Annotated in this window: 22 protein-coding genes and 1 pseudogene; 5 read left to right on the forward strand and 18 right to left on the reverse strand. The window is 34.2% G+C overall.

From position 1 onward, the window contains the following. Window positions 1–109 precede the first annotated feature (109 nt). A complete protein-coding gene (locus tag EKL98_RS06830; RefSeq protein WP_126561873.1) occupies window positions 110–829 on the reverse strand; it encodes a DUF547 domain-containing protein in 720 nt (239 codons plus the stop codon). A gap of 310 nt (window positions 830–1,139) precedes the next feature. Here EKL98_RS06830 and EKL98_RS06835 point away from each other — a divergent pair, with 310 nt between their 5' ends. Then, complete coding sequence (locus EKL98_RS06835) at window positions 1,140–2,399, forward strand: asparagine synthetase B (RefSeq protein ID WP_126561891.1); 1,260 nt, start codon at window positions 1,140–1,142, stop codon at window positions 2,397–2,399. Between the two features lie 257 nt (window positions 2,400–2,656). Here EKL98_RS06835 and EKL98_RS06840 read toward each other — a convergent pair whose 3' ends face one another. The 7 genes from EKL98_RS06840 to EKL98_RS17570 all read right to left on the reverse strand — a co-directional run bounded on the left by EKL98_RS06840 (window position 2,657) and on the right by EKL98_RS17570 (window position 9,157). Continuing rightward, window positions 2,657–3,460 carry an endonuclease/exonuclease/phosphatase family protein gene (locus tag EKL98_RS06840; RefSeq protein WP_126561874.1) on the reverse strand — a complete coding sequence of 268 codons (804 nt, stop codon included), beginning with the start codon at window positions 3,458–3,460 and terminating at the stop codon, window positions 2,657–2,659. A gap of 355 nt (window positions 3,461–3,815) precedes the next feature. Then, window positions 3,816–4,223 carry a tumor necrosis factor receptor family protein gene (locus EKL98_RS06845; RefSeq protein WP_126561875.1) on the reverse strand — a complete coding sequence of 136 codons (408 nt, stop codon included), beginning with the start codon at window positions 4,221–4,223 and terminating at the stop codon, window positions 3,816–3,818. A 129-nt stretch (window positions 4,224–4,352) separates the two neighbouring features. Next, window positions 4,353–5,408 (reverse strand): type I restriction endonuclease, encoded by a 1,056-nt coding sequence (locus EKL98_RS06850; protein ID WP_126460933.1) that lies wholly within the window; start codon window positions 5,406–5,408, stop codon window positions 4,353–4,355. Between the two features lie 164 nt (window positions 5,409–5,572). Further along, entirely contained in the window at window positions 5,573–5,797 is a 225-nt protein-coding gene (locus EKL98_RS06855) for a hypothetical protein (RefSeq protein ID WP_126460929.1), read from the reverse strand. Window positions 5,798–6,532: 735 nt separating this feature from the next. After that, on the reverse strand, window positions 6,533–7,201 hold the full coding sequence (locus EKL98_RS06860; RefSeq protein ID WP_126460926.1) for a DNA-binding transcriptional response regulator: 669 nt from the start codon (window positions 7,199–7,201) through the stop codon (window positions 6,533–6,535). Between the two features lie 10 nt (window positions 7,202–7,211). Next, complete coding sequence (locus tag EKL98_RS06865; RefSeq protein ID WP_158616092.1) at window positions 7,212–8,936, reverse strand: tetratricopeptide repeat-containing sensor histidine kinase; 1,725 nt, start codon at window positions 8,934–8,936, stop codon at window positions 7,212–7,214. 56 nt (window positions 8,937–8,992) lie between these two features. Next, entirely contained in the window at window positions 8,993–9,157 is a 165-nt protein-coding gene (locus EKL98_RS17570) for a hypothetical protein (protein ID WP_156063249.1), read from the reverse strand. A gap of 337 nt (window positions 9,158–9,494) precedes the next feature. On the opposite strand from EKL98_RS17570, the gene EKL98_RS06870 reads away from it, so the two are divergent. Beyond that, window positions 9,495–10,355, forward strand: a complete 861-nt coding sequence (locus EKL98_RS06870) for a hypothetical protein (protein WP_126561877.1) — start codon at window positions 9,495–9,497, stop codon at window positions 10,353–10,355. Window positions 10,356–10,459: 104 nt separating this feature from the next. On the opposite strand, the gene rplT is transcribed toward EKL98_RS06870, so the two are convergent. From rplT to thrS, 4 genes are all read right to left on the reverse strand, one after another. Continuing rightward, entirely contained in the window at window positions 10,460–10,804 is a 345-nt protein-coding gene (gene rplT, locus EKL98_RS06875; protein WP_035633036.1) for a 50S ribosomal protein L20, read from the reverse strand. A gap of 169 nt (window positions 10,805–10,973) precedes the next feature. Beyond that, entirely contained in the window at window positions 10,974–11,171 is a 198-nt protein-coding gene (rpmI, locus tag EKL98_RS06880; protein ID WP_022827375.1) for a 50S ribosomal protein L35, read from the reverse strand. A gap of 139 nt (window positions 11,172–11,310) precedes the next feature. Continuing rightward, the gene (gene infC, locus EKL98_RS06885) at window positions 11,311–11,868 is read right to left on the reverse strand and encodes a translation initiation factor IF-3 (protein ID WP_370273076.1); all 558 of its coding nucleotides are present in this window, start codon (window positions 11,866–11,868) and stop codon (window positions 11,311–11,313) included. 16 nt (window positions 11,869–11,884) lie between these two features. Next, window positions 11,885–13,831 (reverse strand): threonine--tRNA ligase, encoded by a 1,947-nt coding sequence (thrS, locus tag EKL98_RS06890; protein WP_126561878.1) that lies wholly within the window; start codon window positions 13,829–13,831, stop codon window positions 11,885–11,887. Between the two features lie 432 nt (window positions 13,832–14,263). Here thrS and EKL98_RS06895 point away from each other — a divergent pair, with 432 nt between their 5' ends. Beyond that, the gene (locus EKL98_RS06895; protein ID WP_126561879.1) at window positions 14,264–15,568 is read left to right on the forward strand and encodes an NAD(P)/FAD-dependent oxidoreductase; all 1,305 of its coding nucleotides are present in this window, start codon (window positions 14,264–14,266) and stop codon (window positions 15,566–15,568) included. Between the two features lie 25 nt (window positions 15,569–15,593). Here the strand turns inward: EKL98_RS06895 and EKL98_RS06900 are convergent, their stop codons facing one another. After that, window positions 15,594–16,661 (reverse strand): DUF3810 domain-containing protein, encoded by a 1,068-nt coding sequence (locus EKL98_RS06900; RefSeq protein ID WP_126561880.1) that lies wholly within the window; start codon window positions 16,659–16,661, stop codon window positions 15,594–15,596. Window positions 16,662–16,770: 109 nt separating this feature from the next. Between EKL98_RS06900 and EKL98_RS06905 the strand changes: the two genes are divergently transcribed. Beyond that, window positions 16,771–18,234 (forward strand): aminoacyl-histidine dipeptidase, encoded by a 1,464-nt coding sequence (locus tag EKL98_RS06905; RefSeq protein ID WP_126561881.1) that lies wholly within the window; start codon window positions 16,771–16,773, stop codon window positions 18,232–18,234. 354 nt (window positions 18,235–18,588) lie between these two features. Here the strand turns inward: EKL98_RS06905 and EKL98_RS06915 are convergent, their stop codons facing one another. From EKL98_RS06915 to EKL98_RS06935, 5 genes are all read right to left on the reverse strand, one after another. Then, on the reverse strand, window positions 18,589–19,356 hold the full coding sequence (locus tag EKL98_RS06915) for a carboxypeptidase-like regulatory domain-containing protein (protein WP_126561882.1): 768 nt from the start codon (window positions 19,354–19,356) through the stop codon (window positions 18,589–18,591). Between the two features lie 88 nt (window positions 19,357–19,444). After that, complete coding sequence (locus EKL98_RS06920) at window positions 19,445–21,367, reverse strand: DEAD/DEAH box helicase (RefSeq protein WP_126460901.1); 1,923 nt, start codon at window positions 21,365–21,367, stop codon at window positions 19,445–19,447. A gap of 204 nt (window positions 21,368–21,571) precedes the next feature. Beyond that, entirely contained in the window at window positions 21,572–22,150 is a 579-nt protein-coding gene (locus tag EKL98_RS06925) for a non-canonical purine NTP diphosphatase (protein ID WP_126561883.1), read from the reverse strand. Window positions 22,151–22,420: 270 nt separating this feature from the next. After that, window positions 22,421–23,434 carry a M28 family metallopeptidase gene (locus tag EKL98_RS06930; protein WP_126460895.1) on the reverse strand — a complete coding sequence of 338 codons (1,014 nt, stop codon included), beginning with the start codon at window positions 23,432–23,434 and terminating at the stop codon, window positions 22,421–22,423. A gap of 378 nt (window positions 23,435–23,812) precedes the next feature. Continuing rightward, on the reverse strand, window positions 23,813–24,388 hold the full coding sequence (locus EKL98_RS06935; protein ID WP_233589378.1) for a GIY-YIG nuclease family protein: 576 nt from the start codon (window positions 24,386–24,388) through the stop codon (window positions 23,813–23,815). 275 nt (window positions 24,389–24,663) lie between these two features. Between EKL98_RS06935 and EKL98_RS06940 the strand changes: the two are divergent. Next, a pseudogene (locus EKL98_RS06940) lies at window positions 24,664–24,756 on the forward strand (transposase); the annotation flags it as partial. Window positions 24,757–26,104: the final 1,348 nt, after the last annotated feature.

Consider the following 26,104-nt stretch of genomic DNA (forward strand, 5'->3'; position numbering starts at 1 on the left):
AATGCTGGATGCACTTTTTTTTGCAAAAAAAGAGAAGATTTTTTTAAAATTTTAAACAACTTAAATTCAGGTTTTAAGATAAGGGATTCCTTTAACAAATGCCAATGGACTAAGAAATATGGTGCTTTTTTTCGATTCTGTTATACGGCTTGAACTTTAACGAATATCCTTTGAAATCTTTTTTAAAAATAGTTTTCAGCATTTTTTTTATGGATTGTATTCCGCCAAAATCCCGTAAATAGGTAAACAGAAATTGCGATACGATCATTTTTTTTGATTCATGGTCAAATTCAGTTTCAAATTTGATAAAATCAGTGGTGACAGTAGCAAGCTGTGATTCAATTTCATCACAATTAAAATAATCAAACGGATCAGGATTTAAATTTGTAGTTCTTAACGCAAAGTGAATTCGGTAGTCTAGTTTACTGACGGCTAAGGTTTTTATAAAACCAGAATAAAATGGATTGGTTACATATCCTAATCCTATTTTGAATTTATTTTTTCTTAAAATACCATGTTCAATATCATTTAACGAGAATATGGAACGTGCAATCTTTATCCTTTTAAGACGATACATAGTGTCGTCTTGTTTTGTTTCGTTTAGAATAATGAGATAAAAAGCATTATAGATATTAATCCAAAAAGTTTTTTTTAAAGCATCAGTGTCCAGACTCTTTTCGATTTTTGTATGTCTGATATAATAAAGTTGTCTTCTGAGGGAAGTCGTATCTTTTCCTAATTTTGCAGTTGATAGGATTTCTTCTGATAACGCGGCATAATAATTTTTTGAAACAATTGGTTGTGGTGTTTTTTGGTCTCGATTTAGCATTACAGAAGAAAATAATTAAAACATAAAGTGTAAAAAACAACAATAAGTCCTACTAACAAAGAAAATCCAATTTTTTTAAAAATAGTTTTAAAATTAAAATGGTTATTGTTTTCCTTTGAATTTAGTACTAAATTTTTCATTTAATGTAGATTAGGTTATAGTTACAAATTTATAGATACTAATTCGTCTGGCTATAGGTGTTTTTACGTGGTTTTATTTAAATTAGATTGGTGCATTCATTTTAAAGTTAAATTATTCTCATTTGAACGGCTTCCTTTCTATCTTTGAAATATAAAAAGGCAATACAATGATGTACAAGCGATTTATATATATTCTGATTTTTCTACTATCAATTTCCGCAAAAGCTTCTTTTATTTTGTTGCCAATGGATGAAACTACGCAACAAAATCACTTGAAGGCGTATGGAATTACGTTTTGGTGTTTGGAAAAAAATCACAAAGTCAGCTGGCTACTCAACTACCGTGGCGGTTCTTTTTTAGTGCCTGATGCGCAGGAAATACGCAAAGAGTGCCAGATTAGAGGAGTGAGTTTTGAAATAATCTCTGATGAGGAAGAAGTGATACTCTTAAATGAAATCTCCAGTCCGTCCCAGAATATGGAATCCGTTATTTTAGAGAAAGCACCAAAGATTGCAGTGTATACACCAAAAGGGAAACAACCGTGGGATGATGCAGTGACGCTGGTCTTGACCTATGCTGAAATTCCTTTTACAGCTATATATGATCAGGAAGTGTTGGGAGACCAATTGTTGCTTTATGACTGGTTGCACTTGCATCACGAAGATTTTACCGGGCAATACGGTAAGTTTTACGGAGCGTATAAAAATGTACCTTGGTATATTGAACAAAAGAAAGAAGCTGAAATACTGGCGACAAAATTAGGGTTTTCAAAAGTATCTGACGAAAAGGGAGCTGTGGCTAAAAAGATTAGGGACTTTGTAATAGGAGGTGGGTTTATGTTTGCAATGTGCTCCGCAACAGATAGTTTTGATATTGCTCTTGCAGCGGATGGAGTAGATATTTGCGAAGCTATGTTTGATGGGGATGTGAGTGAAGGCAATTACCAATCGAAGATGAATTATAGTAATTCTTTTGCTTTCAAAGATTTTATCTTAGAGCGAAGACCTGAACAATATGAGTTCTCTGATATTGATATGACCTCTAAACGAAGAATTCCTATGGAAAAAGATTATTTTACCTTAATGGAATTTTCGGCAAAATGGGATCCTATTCCCACTATGTTGTGTCAAAATCACACACAACTTGTCAAAGGATTTATGGGACAAACAACATCATTTGATGCGGTACTTGTAAAATCGAATGTTTTAGTCATGGGGACAGGTGAACTTAATGGCGAAGCCCGTTATATTCATGGGCAGAAGGGGAAAGGGATGTTCACTTTTTATGGGGGTCATGATCCGGAGGATTTTCAGCATCAGGTAGGCGATCCCCCTACAGTTTTGGACTTGCATGCAAATTCACCCGGATACCGTTTGATTTTGAACAATGTGTTGTTCCCTGCAGCTAAAAAGAAAAAATTAAAGACATAGAATAAAAAAACCAATCAGTACCGATTGGTTTTTTTAGCCCTGATGGTATTGGTATACCACGCTTTTTAGCGTGGATAAAACGAACAGCAGGAATAGCTCCAAATAATTTAAAATCAAAAAAAAAGCCACCTGTTACGGTAGCTTTTGTGATGTAAAAGATAAATGATTAAACGCTTCCATCTTCATTTTCCTTGTCTAAATATTCCTGAACAATATCAATTGCATTAGTCACAACATCACTTAATGCGGTGTGGATATCAATTCAAAGAAAATTCAAACCAAATAGGAACGTGATCGGATATTTTTCGAGCTTCTTTTAGTGTGCTAAAATTTTTATAAAAAGGAATAATACCGGAATTTAGAAGTGTAGTTTTAGAAGTTTTGTAATACATATTATCAAATTCAGAAGCGAGACAAATCTCTTTTTTGCATTCTTGTTTCAACGAGGTTTTTTGGTTTACTAAAATAGATTGAAATCCCATTTTTTTCAACGAATTGAAAACCGAATGTGATTGCGGACAGTTGAAGTCTCCTGCAAAAATTAAATTCAAGGTGGGATATTCATCAGGTAAAAATTTGAAATATTTAATCTCGGTTTCGGGTTGCATTTTTTTAGTAATAGCATGAAAATTCACCAGCGTGAATTGTTTGTTTTCATATTGAAAAGTGCAATAATAAGGCTCTCTCTCAATCTCTAGATGGTATTTTTTTTCGAGCCAAGCTTTTCCTATTTTCTTTACTTTGCTCGTTTTCCAAATGAAGGCATATCTTTCGGTTTTATAGGCACTGCTGCTGGTGGGGTCACTGATCACATACTCCCATTTAGCTCCTTTTCGGTTGAGTTCATCTGTTAATCGTGCTACTGCCTGTGGGCCTCCATATCCGGCAACCACTTCCTGAATGGCAATTATGTCATAATCTTTCAGCGTTTTTGCAATATAAGTAATGGTTTCTTCGGATTTCGATTTTCCAAAATTGGCTATGTTCCAGGAAAGGATTTTGGTTTGAGCGAAAGCAAAAGTGGCTAGGAAGAGGAACAGTAAGGAAAATAGGGGTTTCATTTAATTAGGAGAATATTAGTATCACTTTTTACGGATAGAATTAGAGTAGCTCAAACGTATGATAATTAAATGGAATTTGAGGAATTTTTCGAGTCTTATGGATTGTTTAATATTGTTTTCTGATGTATTTTATTTTGGTTATATCGACAAAGGAGAAATTTCATTACTTAGACTTGTTATAGGATTCTCCTTTTTTGAAATAATAATAATTGTATGTACTAGAGGCAGTATGGTACAAATAACGGGTAGTCTTGAAAGATAATTACAATTTTAATATTTGATTTTTTTTGAGATTCATATAATTTTTTTTAAAGTTTGGTATAAACAATCAAATGACCATAGTTAGGAACTAAAGCTAATTCTTTTTGTTATTTATTTTATAGTTGTAAATCCCTTTTTGGACTTCATTGATACTGTTGATAGTCTCCAGTTTTAATTTTGCCAATATTTTTTCTTCTATAATTTCACCATTTTTCAAACGAATTTTTATGCTATAGCTTTTGTGTTCATTCATTTTTAAAAAAATAAATACAATCAGAAAAAAAGTAATCAGTAAGATTAGGTCTATTTGCAGGTATAAATAGGAAAGAAAACCCAAGGATAGTAATGCCCAAATAATTATAAATGTATAAACCGGCCTCATTTTATTTACTTTAACGTGAGTCTTGTCTAACTCAGAAAATAATATTTTTTGTGTTTTATAAGTCAATATTATTCCGTTTTCAGTTACCGTTATTTTTCTGAAATTGTTATTAAAAATCATTTGTTTAATTATAATTAAATATTCTTGTCAACTTTTAGAATTTATGGTGCAACAGGTACTTTAATGACTTAGGTTTAAAGGTCATATTACAGGATTTATTTCGTATTGTAAATACTTTTACAAAGCAAATCACTTCCCTTCATAAGCCCCAACAGTTTCCAATAATTCCTTTTCAAATTGATAAATGTCATCAATTGACTGAATGTGATGTTTTATTTCGATTTTGTTTTCATTGAAAAGGCCAAGATATTTTTTAGTTCCGTTGAGATGCAACCTGCATAAAGGTTTGCGGTTGTTGTCATCAAGTAAAATCCCAAAGTAGGATTGAGTATCCCGAGGAACGATTCTGTTTACAGGAATTTTACGCCTTAGAATAGCCACGACAATTCGATAGGCTTCCAGTTCTTCGTCACTGGTAACCACTTTGCTCGCTTCTTCAATGGGTTCCGTTTTTTCTTCCTGTTGTTTTATTGTTTCTTTATTTAGTGCGGCATTCAAGCGGTCATTAATTTTTTCGTTGATAAATTGATTAAATGCTTTTTGAACTAACATTTTGAATTCTTCCATCACTTTTTCCGTAAGTCTTCCAGCATATACTTTATTAGCAAAGAGTTTTATAAAATCATTCGAGGGATTTTCCAGTTCGTCATTAATCTCTTTTTTGATTTCTTTGGTATATTTTAAAGCACTCGCATTGTTTAGAATGTGATCTACATTAAAACTTGATTTATGGAATTTAGCAATTTCAATGATCGAATTTTCTTTGAGATTGATGATGTCAAACTCCAGAAAAGGCTTCTGGTCCATTTTGTTTTTCTCGTCTAAATCGGTATAAAATTGATATTGAATGCCATTAGTTAAGAGTGCAAAACGAGTTTTTGTGACATGAAAATAGCGAAATAGTTGTGAGCTGTGCACTGAAAGGTTTTCTTTCCAGCTTTTGCATTCAACAATTAGGATGGGTTCACCGCTCTGGAAAATAGCATAGTCTACCTTTTCTCCTTTTTTTAATCCAATATCGGCAGTGAATTCAGGGACTACCTCAAGCGGATTGAAGGCATCATAGCCAAGCATGTTGATAAATGGGAGTACAAATGCGTGTTTGGTTGATTCTTCGGTTTCGATTTTGTCTTTTAACTGAATGATTTTATCCGCTAGGGATTTTAGTTGAATGGTTAATTCCATAGTATTTTGTTGCTAATTGGTTTCAAAATTACTTCCGTAAAAGATAACTTCTTTACGGTTTTCCTCATTTGGATTGTTTTTCCCGAATTTTATACGCTATATCAATAATCCGCCGATACTCGGTACAACTATTTGTATTGAAAACAACAGGATGTATTTCATAATTATAATTTTTTCCATTGATTCTTTTTTTTACGTTCCGATGTGTAAATAACTTTACCTTTTCGTTGTCTTGAAGAGCTTTTTAGCTTTTCTTGAGGTATAGCAATCCCAATTGGACTTTGTATTGGATTTGCAAGAGGTATTTGATTTTTTCTTTTTAACGAATCAGTTTGCGTATTTGTTTTTTTGTCTATAGCTGTATCCGTTTGTTTTGGTACTACTAACACATCGTCATCATATTTTCGATGTATTTGGTTGTGAAGTATTTGTCGGTGTTGAGGTTGTTTTTTTGGTTCTGATTTGCAAGATGTTAGGATGCAAAATGACAGTATAAAAAAGATGGGTTTTTTTATTTGGTTTTTGAACTCCCGATAGTTGTCCTTTGTCAAGATCCTTCCTTCGGAATATCGAGCGAATACTAAATTGGTTATTGTAAACTGGAGCATTTGTTTCATTTGATTTTTTATAAACCAAATCTAGCAACTTTTGAAATCTATTTTTTACGGGAAACCGTAAAGACATCATTTTTATTAAAATCAGGCTATGATTTGCCAATACAATGGTCAAAAAAAGAAGTGAATTTAAGCTAATATCGCATACTTAAGTAGCAAGAAAGATATATTGTCGCAATTATTAAAAAGAGTTTTTGCCACAGATTGTAAGGATTAAAAAGATTTTTAAAATTACATAACGAATTAATCTGTGCTAATCTGTGAAATCTGTGGCAAAGAAATTTAGTGCTTTATTAAAATACGACATTAAATTTTAGTCATCACTTATCTTTGGTACAACCGTAAAAAACATATCAATTCTACCGCTATGTTTTATGATTTAATCACCGTGTCAAAAATCTTTGGAGCGCTGTAAATGATCTTAGCAATTGATTGTTTTTGATGCTTTTAAATTGCAGTAATAACGTTATTGGAATATTTTTTTTAGTTTTTAATAGTCTGAAATGCGAATTAGACTAATCCTAAATCTTTAGTGATGGCTATAAGATGTACGTTATTGTTTGCTTTGAAATATATTTTAAGCCTATTGATGCGTTTTTCAAGACTACTGGTGCCACTAGGAATAATTCCGGAATTTTTAAATTCCGAAGCAATATCCTCCAGGGTTAATCCATTGGATAAAGATTTTAAAAGTAAAATATCATAGGCTTCAATTTCAAAAAGGGATTTGTTTCTTAAAGCATGGCGTACTTCCTCAGATGGATGAAGGTTCTTATTATTATAAATATTTTGTATCGTTTTCTTGAGTTCCGGAATACTGTCTCTTCCTTTTGATACATAGGCATTTATTCCTAAATTAGTATACAGTGATTTTATTCTAAAGGATTTGTCTTCTATCGAAAACACAATGGTTTTAAGTTCAGGCTGTTCTTTTTTTACGGCTTCAATGAGTTCCTCACCAGAGGATAATCGATCCTGACGGTGATCGGGTTTAAATGATAAATCACTAATCAACAAGTCATAGGGAACTTTGTCATGAAGGGCTCTTTTTATTTTTAGGAAAGCTTCATCACAGTATTTGGCATGGTGAATTTCTAAAATAGAAAGCTCTCTTAGTGCTTGAATTATTGCGATGCTTATAGTGTCTAAATCTTCGGCAACTAAAACTTTATGGAACATATGGACTAGATTATATTGGAAAAATAAAACGGACTCTAAACCCTTTGTTGGATTTACTGTCAAAATTAAGGGTTCCTTTTATGGCATGAATACGGTTTTCCACATTTTGAAGTCCATTTGTTGAAGTTAATTCTTCAAGCGTGGCTCCAATACCATTATCAGTGTAATCGACTTGTAATTTATTTTTATTTTTTTTGAAAGTTAATACAACTAAACTGCATTGGCTGTGCTTTTTCATGTTGACCAGTAACTCTTGTACCACTCGGTAAAGCGTTATTTTTTTAGTACTGTTTATAGCGTTCCACTGAATTGTATCCATTCCATTGGTTAATATATTGATTTCATTTGTTTGAAAACCGGACATCATTTCTTTTAAACTAGTTTCAAACAGTGCTCCTGCTTCAATAGTGCTGTTTTCTCTGGAAATGTTTCGTGTCCGGGAATAAATAGTGTCTAGGCTGGTTAGTAAAACTTCTTTATTTTGTGCGGTGGATAAATCTTGTGTTTCTGCAAATGCCATGGTTTGATACACATCGTTAGCTAGTTCATCATGTAGTTTTTTTGAAATTCGAATTTCAGTGGTATATGAAATTTTCACCTTTTCTCTTCGGTTTTTAGCCATAAGAAAATTTGCTGCGGAAATGCTTATTATTAAGGTGAATACGATAACAAAGGATAAAATTAGATTTCTATTTTTTTGCTTTTCTAATAAAAGTGCATTTTCTATTTTTTGTGTTTTTAGTTCTAAATTTTCATCTTTATCTTTTTTAGAATCATATTTTATTTTTGCAAATTGATTTTTTGCTTTTTGTCGGGCTTTATTGATGCTGTCATTGATGTGGAGGTGAAGAATGGAAAATTTTTTTGTTTCCTTCCCAACGCTATTTCGTATTAATAATGCGATTGCTTTCAATCGGTCATCAACATTGTTAATTTTTGTTGCTTTTTCGTAAGCTAATTGTGCATATTTATAAGATAATCCAGGATTGGATTTTTTATAGAACTCAGCAATATTAAGATAACTGGTTGTAATTCCAAAGTCATCTTTTATTTTTTTTCTAATGATTAAAGCGGTATTCAGATAGTAAAGACTTCTTGAATCACCCATTTTGAAATAGCAATAGCCCAAATTATCAAGAACCCTGGCATTATTTTCCTCATCGTTTGAAATGTTTGTATGGAGAGTTAATGGCAACAGAAGCTGCAGTGCGCTTTTGTAATCATTTTTGCCTATATACGCTACGGCAATATTATTTGTAAGGATTGTTTTTTGTGATTCATCCGGGATTTGATTGAGTGCTTTATTATAGTAGAGTATTGCATTGTCATAGTCATAAAGTCGCTCATAATTAATACCTAATATATTGTATACAGCACATTTGTAGTAGCGATTTGTTGTTTTTTGGAATAAGGAAATAGCCTCAGTAGCCGTGGTTTCACTACTCAAATAATCCCCTTGTATTTGCTGAATTACAGCCATTTTTAATAAGGAATAAATTATTTTTCCAGTATCCGTTCCTTCATTACAAGCTAATTTGGATTCGTTGTAGTAATAAAAAGCACTATCATAAACTTGGTTTTCAAAATGTTTTTCTGCACGTAAAAAATGCTGTTGGTAGTGCGGGTTGCTTTTGATTTGTGTTGCAATGTTACTTTCTTTTTTGCAAGATATAAATCCTGTAAATAAAAGGATGAGTGAAATTAAAAACGGGGAATTCAACTTTTTAAGTTTCATTCCCCGAAAATACATAAATTAATTTTAGATATGGATTTAATTCTATATTTGTATTGTTATTTTGGAGGAGGAATTTTAGTTTGTCCATTCGCACCTCCTCCTGTATCATCTGCGGATACTTGTTGTTTGTTATCTGGAGTGGTTTGTACTTCGTCATTGGTACAGGAAACCATTGCAATTCCGGCAATGATTAAACACGATACTAGTAGTATTCTTTTCATTTTTTTTGAATTAAAATTAAATATGGGTTGGTCAGTCCGATTTCGAAATCGAATTGTTATCAGGATTAGCCTACCATAAAAGATTAGCTTTTTTGGGAAGTAAGTGTGCTGAAAACAGAATAGGACCATCTATACTTCCCGAATAGACCGACCAGGCTGTTTTGTAACACTTTTTTTAAGAACTAGTTTTGTACATTTGTCTTGATTGCAATTCAAGACAGCAAAGAATTCTTAAGCAAAGGAATGAGGATAGTGCAGTTTGTTCTCAAAGGAATTCCGGTAATTCCGGTAATTCTGATAGTTTCCGACTAATGCTTATAAATACCAAAATAGGAGTATGAATAAAATTACTTTTGAGGAGTATAAACGTGCCATTAAAGCAGAATATCAAGTATCTAAAATGGATGAAGTGTCGGGAATATTATTAAATCCAACCCCTGCACAATTGCGGAATCTATGCTTGATGAAATTGGGTAATGGCCTGTCTAATGCAGATGAAAATGTATTTAAAATGTTTTTTGATGCTAAAGCGGAGGATACTTTGAGACGGGTAATTGAAAATTTTGATCTCGGAAAATTTAAACCCATTATATCCTTTCTAAAAGGACAGAAAGATTCTGATACTGCGGCTAGAATAGAATTAGCAGCCATTTTGGTAGATTTTATTCCAAGGCCTTATAATACGTATTTACTCCATGGTAAGAGTAGCGAAAGAGATGCTCAAGAAAGTGTTAAAGCGTTTCAAAAAAAGAGAATGACCGATGTTGGTATTCAATTAGTGAAACCTACTAATAATGTTCTAGCAGGAATCTCTCAATATACGCATTGGAGAAAATCAGGAATTATTCTTGCTATTTTGATGGCATTATTTTTTATGGGATATACTGTAAAAGGAATTTTTTTTCCAGAGAAGGACTGTATGAAATGGGAGGGGAATTATTATGTAGCAGTAGATTGCTTGAAAGACAATGGGCAGTTTGGAATTAGTAGTTCCATTGATGAGGAGGTAATGAAATTAAAGAAAGTAGATTGTAGTAGTACGTTGCAATTCTTTAATAAAGAGACACCTATCGTGTGGTATTGTAAGCGTGATGGAGTGATAGAACTTTTCAATATGGCAGGATTTCACCCAGTAACGGGAAAACCACTAAAGCCTATTACCAAGTACATTATCAAAAAGTATAATTTAATGCAATGATGGTGCAGAAGCAGTTAAGCTGAACCGTATGTAAACAAAAAAACCCAATCTTTCGGATTGGGTTTTTTATATAAGTAAGTAATCTAAATTGAGTTATAAAACGTTTATTTTACTTTATTAAGTACTGCTTTGAAAGCTTCTGGGTGATTCATTGCTAAATCAGCAAGCACTTTACGGTTCAATTCGATTCCGTTAGCTTTTACTTTACCCATGAATTGTGAATAAGACATTCCTTCCAATCTAGCTCCAGCGTTGATACGTTGAATCCATAATGCACGGAAATTTCTTTTGTTCACTTTTCTGTCACGGTAAGCGTAGCACATTGCTTTCTCTACCGCATTCTTAGCAACTGTCCAAACGTTTTTACGTCTACCAAAGAAACCTTTGGCTTGCTTCATTATTTTTTTTCTTCTTGCTCTTTTAGCAACTGAATTTACCGATCTTGGCATAATTTTTATTGTTTTTTGTAGCAGGCGGCTTGAATTAAATCAAAAGCGCTTAATGGCCGTACTCCAAGGTTATTTTAAATTGTTTTAACCTAAAGACTATTTAGTCAAAAGTTTTAAAGTCGAATATCCAAAGGCTTTAAGACCTTTGACTTTGCAACTTTAAGACTTATTAAATAATTCTTAATTGTTGTTTGATGCTTTTCATATCTGTTTTGTGAACTAGCGCAGAGTGTGTCAATGCTAATTTACGTTTTTTAGACTTTTTAGTCAAAATGTGACTTTTAAAAGCATGCTTTCTTTTAATCTTTCCAGAACCAGTAACTTTAAAACGTTTCTTGGCGCTAGATTTGGTTTTCATTTTAGGCATTTTTTCCTAGTGTTTTAATTTATTCGTACTTACTTATTTTTTCCTCTCCCCAGCCCTCCCAAAGGGGAGGGTGACGAGAAGTTATATTTGTTTCTCCTTTTTTTTTGTTCCCTTCCTTCGGAAGGGTTAGGGGAGGATATTACTTTTTCTTTTTAGGAGCGATGAACATGATCATTCTCTTTCCTTCCAGAACAGGCATGGCTTCTACTTTTCCAAATTCTTCAAGATCTGTTGCCAATCTCAACAATAAGATTTGACCTTGATCCTTGTATATGATTGAACGCCCTTTGAAGAAAACGAATGCTTTCAATTTGGCTCCTTCTTTCAAGAATTTTTCTGCATTCTTTCTCTTAAATTCATAATCATGTTCATCTGTTTGAGGGCCAAAACGGATTTCCTTAACGACTACTTGTGTAGATTTCGCTTTTAGGATCTTATCACGTTTCTTTTGTTCGTAAACAAATTTCTTGTAATCCATGATTTTGCACACCGGTGGTTCTGCATTTGGAGAAATCTCAACAAGATCCAATTCAAATTGATCCGCTAATCTTAGAGCTTCCGAAAGTTTAAAAACTCCTGGCTCAATGTTCTCTCCTACAAGTCTTACTTCTTGTACACCACGAATAAGACTGTTTATTCTGTGTGCATCTTTTTTTTCTACGCGAGGTTGGTAACCTCTGTTGCTTCTTATTGCTATGACTTTATAATTTAAGTTAAACTGTAAATACTTTTAATGTTTTATTGATCTCTTCATTTACAATAGAAACAAATTCGTCTATTGTAACGCTGATATTTCCCTTTCCTTCTTGTCCGTGACGACGGATAGAGATGGTTCCGTTTCTCTCTTCTTCCTCACCTACGATCAACATAAACGGGGTTTTTTGCATTTCGGCATCTCTGATTTTCTTCCCGATTGTCTCGTTTCTATTATCTATGAGGGCGCGAATTTCGTGATTTTCTAGCAAATCTAAAACTTTTTTCGCATATATTTCATATTTCTCGCTCAAAGACAATATTATAGCTTGTTCCGGCATTAACCAAAGAGGGAAATTTCCTGCAGTATGTTCTAATAAAATAGCAATAAAGCGTTCCATTGATCCAAAAGGAGCTCTGTGAATCATCACCGGTCTGTGTAATTCATTGTCAGATCCTTTGTAGGTCAAATCAAAACGTTCCGGCAGGTTATAATCTACTTGAATGGTTCCTAATTGCCATTGTCTTCCCAAAGCATCTTTTACCATGAAATCCAATTTTGGACCATAGAAAGCGGCTTCACCATATTCAACGACGGTGTTCAGCCCTTTATCTGCAGCAGCATTAATAATCGCATTTTCTGCTTTTTCCCAATTTTCATCACTACCGATATACTTATCTCTGTTTTCTTTGTCTCTCAAAGAAATCTGAGCGGTAAAGTTTTCGAATCCTAATGAACCAAATACATACAATACCAAGTCAATTACTTTCTTGAATTCTTCATCTAGTTGTTCCGGTGTACAAAAAATATGGGCGTCATCCTGTGTAAATCCTCTTACACGGGTTAATCCGTGCAATTCACCACTTTGTTCGTATCTGTAAACGGTTCCAAATTCAGCATAACGTTTTGGTAAATCTTTGTAGGACCATGGTCTTACATTATAAATTTCGCAGTGATGGGGACAGTTCATCGGTTTCAATAAAAACTCTTCACCTTCAGCAGGAGTGCTTATAGGTTGAAAACTATCAGCACCATACTTAGCATAATGTCCTGAAGTGACATACAATTCCTTCTGACCTATATGTGGCGTAATTACTTGCTCATAACCCGCTTTCTTCTGTGCTTTTTTTAAAAACTGTTCTAAACGATCTCTCAATGCAGCTCCTTTTGGCAACCATAACGGTAAGCCTGCTCCAACTTTTTGTGAAAAAGCAAATAACTCTAATTCCTTTCCTAGTTTTCTATGGTCGCGACGCTTTGCCTCTTCTAGTAATAAAAGGTATTCCGTAAGATCCTTTTGTTTAGGAAACGAAGTTCCGTAAACCCGGGTCAACTGTTTGTTTTTTTCATCACCGCGCCAGTAGGCACCGGCAACACTCATTATTTTCATCGCTTTGATGATTCCAGTATTTGGAATATGACCACCGCGGCATAAGTCAGTAAACGTATCATGATCGCAAAACGTAATCGTTCCGTCCTCAAGATTGGTTATCATTTCTGTTTTATAAACGTTGTCTTTGTATAATTCTAAAGCGGCTTTTTTAGATACAGGACGTAGCTTGAATTCATGTTTTCCTCTTGCTATTTCAAGAACACGATCCTCAATTTTCTTAAAATCCGCGTCCGTTATTTTTTGATCTTCAAAATCCACATCATAATAAAATCCATTAGATATTGCTGGTCCGAGCGTTAATTTGATTCCTGGGTACATTTCCTCCAGAACCTGTGCCATAACATGCGAAGTAGAGTGCCAGAATGCTTTTTTTCCGCCCTCGTCATTCCAGGTATACAAGATAAGACTGCCGTCTGTCGTCAAAGGAGTTGTGGTTTCAATAGTTGTACCATCAAAAGAAGCCGAAATCACATTTCTGGCAAATCCTTCACTAATGCTTTTAGCAACATCCATCGGTGTTACCCCTGAAGCAAACTCTTTAACTGACCCGTCGGGCAAAGTAATCTTAATCATTGTTTATTATTTTAAGAATGCAAATATAGCGCATTGCAGAAATACACACAATATATAAGTAAGGTTTGTTGCTATATGGGTGTAAATACAAAATCATAACGGATTATAAACGAATGAAAAGCAATCATTTATTTTGGGGAGTTGTCTGCTTTTTTAGTTCGTTTCGTTCGTTTTCTACTATATTATTGCACGCTTTTCTTTCGTAAAACAAAGGAAAAGCCTTTTCACATTTATCAAAACTCAATTACACGATTAGTTTTCTGACGGACTTTAAAAAAAAATAAAATCCTGATCTTGCGGAATAAAATCCAATTTTGAAAATGTTTAATTTGACTCTTTACCATTTACTTCTCACCCTTCACTTTGTCAATTCACATTTTAAAACGATGTATCTTTGATTCTTTAGCACCTTTAAAAAATATTTCAATAAAAATGAACATCCCAAACTCACCTTTACCCAGAATAGTTATTATAGGCGGAGGCTTTGCCGGAATTGCGTTAGCTAAAAAACTCAAAAATAAAAAAGTCCAGGTTGTCCTTTTAGATAAACACAATTACCATACTTTCCAACCACTGCTGTATCAAGTTGCTACAGGCGGTCTTGAAGCTGGCTCTATTGCTTATCCCATTCGAAAAGTCATTCAGGAATACGATGATGTTTATTTTAGACTCACTAATGTTCAGGAAATTGATGCCGAAAACAAAAAAATTATTGCTGAAATTGGAGTATTAAGCTATGATTATCTCGTGATTGCCACGGGTTCCAAAACGAATTATTTTGGCAATAAGGAAATTGAGCGCAACAGTATGGCCATGAAAACCATACCGCAATCACTCAATATTCGAAGCCTGATTCTTGAAAATTTCGAACAAGCCGTTTTAACCACAGATGCAGCCGAACAAAACAGTCTCATCAATTTTGTCCTGGTTGGGGGAGGACCAACAGGAGTAGAGCTATCAGGTGCTTTAGCTGAAATGAAAAAAGCCATTCTCCAAAAAGATTATCCGGATCTTGATATTGCTAAAATGGAAATCAATCTCATTCAAAGTGGGGATAGAATCCTGAATACTATGAGCGAAGAATCCTCTTTAGCTGCCGAAAAATTTCTGGTCAGTTTAGGCGTAAAAATCTGGAAAAACGTACGTGTTACTAATTATGATGGACGTACTATAACGACAAATTCCAATTTAACGTTTGAAACTGCCACTCTGATTTGGACAGCAGGCGTTCAAGGTGCGGTTGTTGCTGGACTGGATGCAGCAGCACTAGTTGAAAAAGCAGAACGTATACGGGTCAATGAATTCAATCAAGTGATTGGTTATGATACTATTTTTGCAGTGGGTGATATTGCTTCCATGGAATCCGAAACCTATCCGCAAGGACATCCCATGATGGCGCAACCTGCGATGCAGCAAGGGAAATTATTGGGCGAAAACTTAATAAAATTAATTGAAAATAAACCCATGGAAGCTTTTGAATATAATGATAAAGGATCTATGGCAACCATAGGAAGGAATAAAGCGGTAGTCGATTTGCCGGGATACCATTTCAGCGGTGTTTTTGCCTGGTTTGTCTGGATGTTTGTCCACTTGTTTTCACTGATTGGTTTCAAAAATAAAGCCGTCGTATTCCTGAATTGGGTCTACAACTACATTCGTTTTGATCGGGAAGGCCGTTTGATTATCAGACCCTACAAAAAGAAAAATTTTACGACATTTACCAGCGATGAAGTATAGAAAATCATGAATTTTAAAGTCTTATTTATAACTCATAACTTCTTTCCTTGTAATAATTTACCATCAAATTTATAAATTTACTATAGCCCTCGATGCCGTCTTTTTGCTGGTTTGCTTTCAGGAATTGATCATAAAAAGCATGGAATCCTTTGTCGATAATCGTGTCGTATTGCTTCCAGAAATGCTCACTTTCTTTGTAGTTTTTGATAATACCGGGATGAACAGTGTTTAATAATTGTTTAAAAACCACCTCGTCTCGGGCCTTCCAGTTGCTTAAACAATATCGCAAAGCCATGCTGTACCCCGAATATTGAATATACAAATCATCATTTTTGACCGAAGCTAAATACCCAATAAAATTGCATTCACTTTCGCTTGCAAAGCCTATTTGGTGTGCCATTTCATGATTAGTAGTCATGGGGAAACTGTACATTGGACCTAGGTAATTAACCTGTGCTTCATTGGTAAACGGATTCAAATAGCCTCCAAAACCCATGTAGGTCAAGGGCAAACTAATTAGCGATTTTTTAGTGCTTAGCTTTGAATAGGCGAAGTAAGGATGTTCCGCTTCCAGGTTTTTATATCCATTCATACTCATTTCAAAAACCTGTTCTTGAGAGTACGGAAATACCACTTTCAAGCTGTCATTTTTTGTGAGTTGGTTTTGAATGGCATTGGTTTTGGCAATTATTTTTTTGGTGAAAGCCAACAAATCAGCATCTGAATAGTCTTTTTGAATTTCCATTTTTTCAAAAAGCGGTTCACGGTAATAATTCAGTGCCCAAAGTACATGAAACAAAAAGTAAAAAACCGAAACAAAGCTCAGTATACTCAAAAGGGTGTCTTTCCAATTGGATTTCCATGTTTTTCGTTTGTTCCAAAGCCATTTGAAAACAAATAAAATAATTATGAAATAGAGACAATCGCCTATGGAAAATGGAATTTCTCCCAGAATGGTTCTCGAGAACAACGAAAGTATCGGGTAGAGACCATTGCTATACCATTCTTCTACCTGTTCCGGATAGAAGGAAATAATTTGTAAAAGTAGTATTTGGATAAATAGAAAGGAGGAAAGGAAATATTTTGTTTTCAATGGTTGAATTTTGGAAATGTAAATATAATTACAATATCAATTACTACCGTAAGGAATTTAAACTTTGTAACTTTGGGACTTGTAAATGTTAAACCTCAAACACAAATAAATGAGTCAAGAAATAAGAAGTCTGGAACCAAAAGCACTTTGGAACAAGTTTGCCGATTTGAATGCCGTGCCTCGTCCTTCTAAAAAGGAAGATCGTGTGATTACGTTCATAAAAAAATTTGGCGAAAGCCTTGGATTAGAGACTTTTGAAGACGAAATTCGCAACGTAATTATCCGAAAACCGGCAACTGCTGGTATGGAAAACCGAAAAGCTATCGTACTTCAAGGACATTTGGATATGGTGCACCAAAAAAATGCTGATACTGTTTTTGATTTTGATACCCAAGGAATCGATATGTATGTTGATGGAGATTGGGTTCGTGCTCGAGGAACAACGCTTGGTGCTGATAACGGTCTTGGAGTTGCTGCGATTATGGCAATTTTAGAAAGTACTGATATTCAGCATCCTGCAATAGAAGCTTTGTTTACTATTGACGAAGAAACAGGAATGACAGGAGCACTGAACTTAAAAGGAGGTATTCTACAAGGTCAAATTCTTTTAAATATGGATACGGAAGAAGATGATGAAATAGATATTGGTTGTGCAGGAGGAATTGATGTGACGGCCACTGCAGAGTATGATGAAGAGGCCACTCCCGAAGGTTCTGTGGGGTATACAATTACTGTAAAAGGCCTGAAAGGCGGTCACTCCGGAATGGATATTCATAAAGGGTTAGGCAATGCCAATAAAATCATGAACCGATTGTTATTTGATGGTTTTGATAATTTTGGTTTGCAAATCTCCGAAATAAAAGGAGGAAGTTTACGCAATGCAATTCCGCGTGAAAGTCAAGCTAAAGTAATTATTGCCGAGGTATATGATGAAGCTTTTGTTTTTGACATGCAGCAAATTGTAAACGAAATCAAAACGGAACTTAAAACGACAGAGCCAAATTTAGAAGTTGTTTTTGAAAAAATGGAGGCAGCTCCTGCTAGAGTAATGCCTACAATTGCTCAGTTTTATTTTGTACGATCTATGTATACGGCGCACAACGGAGTGTACAGCATGAGTGCTGATTTTGCAGATTTAGTAGAAACATCGAATAATATTGCCAAAGTAATTGTAGGTGATGGACAACTTTCAGTACAATGTTTAACACGTTCTTCTGTTGAAACGGCTAAATTTGATTTGGCCAATGCGTTGCGTTCCGCTTTTGAACTAATGGGTTGTGAAGTAGAATTTTCAGGTGCATATCCTGGTTGGACACCAAATTCAGAATCTGAAATTTTGGATGTTTTGGTGCCAATCTACGAAAAACAAAACGGTGAAAAACCAAAAGTAGTGGCGTGTCACGCAGGATTAGAATGTGGAATTCTAGGGACAAATTATCCGGATATGGATATGATTTCCTTTGGGCCAACCATTCACGGAGCGCATTCCCCTGATGAAAGAGCTAGTATTTCTTCTTCTCAGAAATTTTGGAAATTTGTTTTGGAAATTTTAGCTACTATTCCAGTCAAATAAAACAAAGTGTTCAGTAATCAGTTTTTAGTATTCAGTCTATTTGTAACTGAATACTAAAAACTGCTCACTGCTCACTAATAATTAGTCTCTTTTGGGAGTGTTTTTCTTGTCTCTTTTTTCTTCTTTCTTTTCTTTAGCCGTTTTTAAAGGCTCTTTCTTTGCGGTTTTCTTCGCGTCTTGACTTTTTGCCATAATAGGAGTATTTAGGTTTTGTTTTTAATTCTTGATGTAGGTAAATGTATATAATATTTTTGATTTGTTTGAAATATTACTTTAAAAAAGCCCCAATTTCTTTAAGAATTGAGGAATGATTTAATTTATGGAAATGGCAAAATTTCAATATAAGAGTATGTTTTATTTTATCTTTAAAACTTTATATTCTTCATAACAGCCACTGATGGCATCCATGATTTGTAGGTCGTTTGCTGTTTTTATAAACGAATCAGAGTAGTTGCAGCGTTGCAAAATTTCAGGAATTTCATTTTTGTCAATACCTAAAAGTACCGCAATAGTTTCTCTGTCGAATTTTGATTCCAAAAGATTTCGAACGGTATCATCCTTTTTTAATTCTTTTAGTTTCTTGAGTTCTTTGGGGTTGTTACCAAAGAAATTATAAAGCATATCTGCTGGATTAAAGATGGAGCCCAATACTCTTCCAAATGCATTTGGGGAATATTCACCTGCCTCGTATCCTTGTGTTAATCCGGAAATACTGTAGCGGTAATTTTCACTGATAGGAATGATTTTAGTATCTACTTCAAGATATCCGGTTAGATTAAAAGGTCTTATAACTATTTCTTCAAGAGCAATTGCTTTTTCTGTTAGCTGTATTTTGGTGCTTTTATTTTTTATCCAGTCATTAGTAACTCGTACACGAAGCGATTGGAATCCGAGACTGGTAATGTGAAGTGTGTCATTTAGTTGTACATCGATTTCAAAATGGCCTCTTGAATCGGTTGTCGCTCCTCTGACTTTATTAATATTAATGATGTTTACACTAGATAATGGTTCTCTAGTTGTGTTACTGATGATGACACCATCAACTTTCTGGGAAGGTTTCTTAACTTGCGCAAAAGCAGGTACAGATAGTACTAAAAAAAAGAAAACTACAAAATATTTCATAAACTGATTTAAGACTTTAAAAGTAATAAAACAGGATTAAATATTTTGTAGTTTCAGTATATAATTATAAGAATATTAACAATGAATGTTAGTCTCTTCTTGGTCTTCTTGGTCTTGGTGTGTCACCAAAGCTTTCAGAACGTCTTGGTGCTCTGTCAGAACCTTCTGTTCGAGGTCTGTCAGATGAAAAACCACCTTCTCTTCTTGCTCCGAAACCACCTTCTCTAGGAGCAGAATTTCTGTCGCTTCTAAATCCACCAGAACCTTCTCTTCTTGGAGCAAAACTACCTTCTCTTCTTGGAGCTGAACTTCTTTCGCCACCAGAACGACCTCCGCCAAAACTTCCGCCAGAACTTCTTCCGTTATGATCACGTCTTCCGCCACCATCGTTTTTAGAAATTTCAACATTGATTCTACGTCCTTCTAATTGAACATTGTTCAATACTTCCATTACTTTATCGGTATGTTCCGGATCTGTGTTAAAGAAAGAGAATCCTTCTTTTACATCTACTTTGAAAACGTCATCACGACCTAAGTCTAATGTTTCTTTGAGGTAATCTTTCAATGACATCCAGTCAAAGTTATCTCTAGAACCTATGTTCACAAAATATCGTGTTGCGCCACCATTGTTGTTTTCTCTCGGAGCACCATCTCTATCGTCGCGCTCACGTCTTTCAGAACCTGAAGCTTGATTAGAAATATCTCTAGTTTTCTTGTAATAATTGATAAAACGGTTAAATTCAACCGAAACCATTTTCTTGATTAATTCCTCTTTCGATAAATCTTCAAGAACGCTGTTAATTGCAGGAAGATAGTTGTCAATTTCGTGATCAACTTCTACATCTTTAATTTTATTAGCTAAGTGTAATAATTGGATTTCGCAGATTTCAATTCCAGAAGGAATCGTTTTTTCTTCGAATTTTTGTTTGATGATTCTTTCAATTGAAGAAATCTTGCGCAATTCGCTTTTAGTTACGATTACGATAGAAGTTCCTAATTTACCAGCACGGCCAGTACGACCTGAACGGTGATTGTAAGTTTCAATTTCGTCTGGTAATTGGTAATTTACTACGTGAGTAATGTTATCAACATCAATTCCACGTGCAGCAACATCAGTAGCGACAAGCATTTGGATTTGTCTTCCTCTAAAAGATTTCATTACACCATCACGTTGCGCTTGAGATAAATCTCCGTGCAATGCAGCAGCACTGTATCCGTCTTCAACTAATTTTTCAGCAACAGCTTGCGTATCTCTTTTGGTACGACAAAATACTACTGAGAAAATATCTGGATTAGCATCGGCTAAACGTTTCAAGGCTTCGTAACGATCACGAGCATTTACAAGGTAAAATTCGTGAGAAACTGTAGCAGAACCTGAATTTTTAGCTCCAACTGTAATTTCAATTGGGTCTTTCATGAATTGTTTTCCAATTCGTGCTACTTCGGCAGGCATTGTAGCTGAAAACAACCAAGTGCTTTTTTCGTCTGGCGTAGTAGAAAGGATGTTTACGATATCTTCGTAAAAACCCATGTTCAACATTTCGTCAGCTTCGTCAAGAATACAATAGTTGATTTGAGAGATGTTTACCAAACCTCTATTAATCATATCTTGCATTCTTCCTGGAGTTGCTACAATAATTTGCGCGCCTCTCTTTATGTCTCTCGCTTGATCTGTAATGCTAGCTCCACCGTAAACTGCTACCACATTAATACCTTTTTCGTATTTAGAGTAGTTTTTAATTTCGTTGGTAATCTGCAAACAAAGTTCGCGTGTTGGAGATAAAATTAATGCTTGAGTATTTCTGTTGTTGGCATCAATTTTCTGAATAACTGGAAATCCAAATGCTGCCGTTTTCCCTGTCCCTGTCTGAGCCAACGCAACCATATCTGTGTCTTTTTCCAATAATAGGGGAATCGCTTTCTCCTGTACTTCGGTCGGATTTTCAAATCCTAGATCTAAAATCGCCTTCAGTAACGATTCACTCAATCCTAATTGTTCAAATTTATTCATATGTATTTTTAAAATAGGGTGCAAAATTACTGTTTATAATTCATATAAACTAATGCTATTTTAAGATTTTACAATTTATTATAATTTGATTATCAGAATGTTATCGTTTTGTTTGAAAATTAATCGTTTTGATTTGGTGTATTTAGTGTGAAATTTTTATTTGGAATTCAAGTTTTTGTTATAAAAATAGTACAATTGAATCGTTTATTTATTCGTCTTTAGAAAACGAATCAGTTTTTGTGTTGCTTTTCCTCTATGGCTTATTTTGTTTTTTATATCTAATGATAATTCGGCAAAAGTTTCCTGATAGCCATCAGGTTGAAAGATCGGATCGTAACCAAAACCTTGATTACCAGTTTTCTTTAAGGTTATTTCACCACCAGCAATTCCGGTAAACAGATATTGTTTCCCGTTTAGATTTAGTGCTATAACTGTTTTGAATTGTGCTTTTCTATCCTCTTTATCCAAAAGGGCATCTAATAATTTAGTCATATTATCATTTGCATTGCGTTGCTCGCCTGCATATCTGGCAGAATAAACGCCGGGTGCTCCATTTAAGGAATGGACTTCGAGTCCAGTATCGTCTGCAAAACAATCGCATCCATATTTTTCAGTGATGTAATTTGCTTTCTGAATGGCATTGCCTTCAATCGTTTCGCTTGTTTCCGGTATGTCTTCAAGACAACCGATACTTTCTAAACTTACAATGGTTATGGTTTTAGGAAGCATGCTTTGTAATTCGAAAATTTTATTTTTATTGCTGGAAGCGAAAACGAGTTGCATTTTTTTAGTTTAGGTTGTCAAATATACATTTTTTAAAAACAGTGTTGTCCGGTAAAATTATTTAGATAGAATTTGAAGTTTTTTATTGGACTGCAAATGAATTAATAAATGAGACAATCCGTTCCTTGTGGGTTTGCACAAGGGATAGCAGTGGAAATCCTTTTATATTTTGTCAGGGTTTTTAATCCTGACAAGATATAAAAGATTGTAACGAATAGCCCGACCACGCTGTAACGCTAGTGAAAGCGTGGATGTGCCCAAATGCTAACTTTATTTTTTATCTACCATAGGTCTTTCGGCGCGGTTTGCCAGTTCCCAGGCGGTTACAAATGCAAACTGGGCTCTTTTAGTCAAGGCATCATATTCAATTTTGTCCGGACTATCAGTAGGTTTGTGGTAATCAGCATGGACGCCATTAAAAAAGAAAACAGAAGGCACACCGTTTTTGGCAAAATTATAATGGTCAGAACGTTCGTAAAAATGATTTGGATCTTTTGGGTCATTGAATTTGTAATCCAAAACAAGATTGGTGTATTTAGCATTTGCAAAGGTACAAATGTTATCCAGATCAGTTGATAATCGATTGGCACCAATGACGTATACGTAATTATTGCTGCTGGCGTGGGCATCATCGCGACGGCCTATCATGTCAATATTGATATTAGTTATTGTATTGGCTAATGGGAATAGAGGATTTTCAGAATAATATCGGGAGCCATGTAGACCATGTTCTTCGCCGGTAACATGGAGAAATAGGATGGAGCGTTTTGGACCATGACCTGCTTTTTTAGCTATTTGGAATGCTTGTGCAATTTCTAACAAAGCAACAGTTCCGGAACCATCATCATCAGCGCCGTTATAAATTTCTCCGTTTTTTGTCCCTACGTGGTCGTAATGGGCAGAAATGACCAAGACCTCATTTGGTTTTTCAGAACCCTCAATATAGGCCCAAATGTTTTCAGAATCCGGTAAGTTTTCATTGCGTTTTGCATTTAGGAAGGCAGCAGGAATTTTTTGGTAATAGTCGGAAGCGCCTGTAGGAAAGGGAACCGCATTTTTATTATATTGATCAATGAGGTACATCCCCGCTTTTTTTTGTCCGGCAGATCCTGTTTCACGGCCTTCCATTTCGTCTGAAGCAACAATATAAAGGTGCGTTTTAAGTTCGTCAGCTGTTATTGTATTCATGTATTTTGTAGGATCAACACGAGCAACGCTAGATTCTTGAGAAGCACAGCTGATGGTTAGAAGAATCATGAAGGATAATAAAGAGAATTTTTTCATTTTTTTTTAATGTAGGTTAATAAAGGTTTATAGGGCAAAAGGAATACTATAATAAGGACTAGAATAAAGTTAATAAAAAATAACAGGCTGCTTTTAGGAAAGAAATCAATCGAGTTTCTTCATAAGAACGGCTGTTTTAAATGTTCTAGTTTGCTAAATGTTATTGGCTGGTTTTTTTTACTATTATATTTTTTCAAAATAACGAATAGGATTTGCCATTCCTCTAATTTTAGGCACTATTTTATTCATATATATCAAGAATTTCTTTTGAAATAATTTCTGAACCTTCAAATCCCCATCTTTTTGTGCCTCTATATTCAATATCTTGAACCCATTTTTCAGGTTTAAATATTGCTCTTATTACACCTTTATATTCGGCTAAAACAAGCTCTGAATTTTCTGCTCTGTTTTGTCTAATACCCACCAACCTCTAGTTGCTTCGTAAATATTGGGTCTGTCATAAACTGGATTTTCACTTTTCTTTTTTCGTTTATTATCGTATGTTTTATTTATATTAATTACTAAAACTGTATGTTCAATATTTTCTTTTTTTAATTCTTCACAATTGTAAAGTATTTCACATTCATTAACAGTTTTAATTCCTTGGTTAAATGAATTATGTCTAGCGACGATATTTGAAATTTTAGCAATTTCTGCAAAATCCCTAAAGGTCAAAAAATCAATTAAAACAGATTCAACTATTAGAGCTTCATTTTCTTCTAATCCGTGTCTAATTATAAAGTGTTTTACTTTTAAATTTTCTATTTTAATTGCTCTGATAATTTCTAATTTTTCAGTTTCGCTTGGATTAAATATTGCTTCATTAATATGAGAAAAAACACGATTTCCATAACCTTTTCCAACATAGAATATTTTGTTATCTCTTGGGTCAATTAGAATATAAACATAAGATTTTAATTCTTCTTGTGTCTTTTGTGAAAATTGTTCAGTCATAATTCGTTATTTTTCTCCGATTTTAGGTATACTTGACACATAACGTCAATTCTCCTGAAGGATCGGGATAAAAACCTCTAAACGAACTGTATTTTGTTAATCATTGAGTAAATATATGTTATTTAAACTACAATTAAAATTCGTTCTGGTAAAAGTCGCTTATGATTATTAAAATAAAACAGTCCGTAAAAAGGGTTGAAAATTGCTCTTAACATCACAAAACATAAAGTGATCCTTTTAGGAAATGGCAATGAATACTAACAAATCCGGCAGGATTCATGGTATTTGCTAAGCAACCTTTTGGCGGTTCAAGTCAGGTGGTGGAATATTCGGGGAGATACACCCATAAAATCGCCATCAGCAATCACATGTACAGTTTAAACCGGAATAGGGTGTTCAGTTTGCCCCGGAATATTCAGTGGAAGAGGAATTGCACCGCTCAACTTTTGGTTGGTTAAAAGTTAAGCGAATACAATAGGCATCTGTTTTCATCGCTAAAATTCTAGTATTTGTTTACTAATTCAAAATATTAGAAAAGGAAAATATTACAGCGCAAATTTTTAGCATGAAAGGACATACTGCAATTCCGTCAACAATTTTTTTGTAACCCACTCATTAAAATCCTTAATTATTCTTTTTTTTAGCTGAGGGAATATATTAATTATCTAATTACAAAGGTGGGTTTTTTTATTTATAAGTTTTTATTAATGTTTGTAATAATATGCATTAAATAAATTTATGTTGTTTAAATGGATTACTTCTATTCTGTTTAAAGCAAATAAATCTCGGAGCATGGTAAAACTGGATATGCAAACTAATAACCGATTTACAAAAAGGACATCTCAGTTTTATTCTTAATGAAAAAAAACTCAAAAGCAAATTCATATTAGTGAAACTAAAAACGAAACACTAAAACACCTGGCTTTTAATAAAATCAAAAGATCAATATGCCGGTGATAGTGACATTTTGCTACAAGACAAATCCGTAATTTCTAACGTGACCCTATAAAAGGTAGAAAACTAAAGGCGTTAAGCTATTATTTGAGCGTTCCTCCATATATAAAAAGAGGAATTACTATAGCGTGTAGTAGTCTCTTTTTATATAAGGAGTCGGGCTATCCGCTACAAGTCCTCATAAAGTTGCGTTGCACTCCACTTTCTTGCGGGCTTTTCACTACTATCCCTAACGCGTGCTTTCTTAGTTTAGAACTTTTAGTTGTTTTGATGTATATAATGATACCTTATATATAGGATATAAAAGCAATAGTACAATTTAACACACTATCCCATCTATATAGCACAAAACCATTAGTTGGATTAATTTTAGACTTCAATAATGGAGGTAAAGCACCCTATGAATTAGAAAAGCGAAACGAAGAGCGGGTAAAAGAGCAGCTATAGCTGTATTTCGAAATATTTGGCAAAGAAAGAAAAGGAATCGAAGTGTTAGTATTGCAGTTGGAATAGTCGTTTTAGAGAAAGAAAGGGTATACTTTGGAGGCGGGTAGGGTTATAAAGAAAAAACTTTGATCTTCAAAAAACGAGATATCAGCTAGTTAAAGAAAAAGTTAAGAAAAGGTCAAAAAAAAGGGATTAAAAAGCTTGTAAAAGCGAATAAAGGGTGTAGTTTTGCACCCGCAATGGTTTAGAAGTTCTTTAAAATACTGGCAAGTTACTTAGATCAAAAGGAAAATTTATTTTCAAAAAAAGATTCGA

It is taken from the genome of Flavobacterium bomense, from assembly GCF_003970355.1.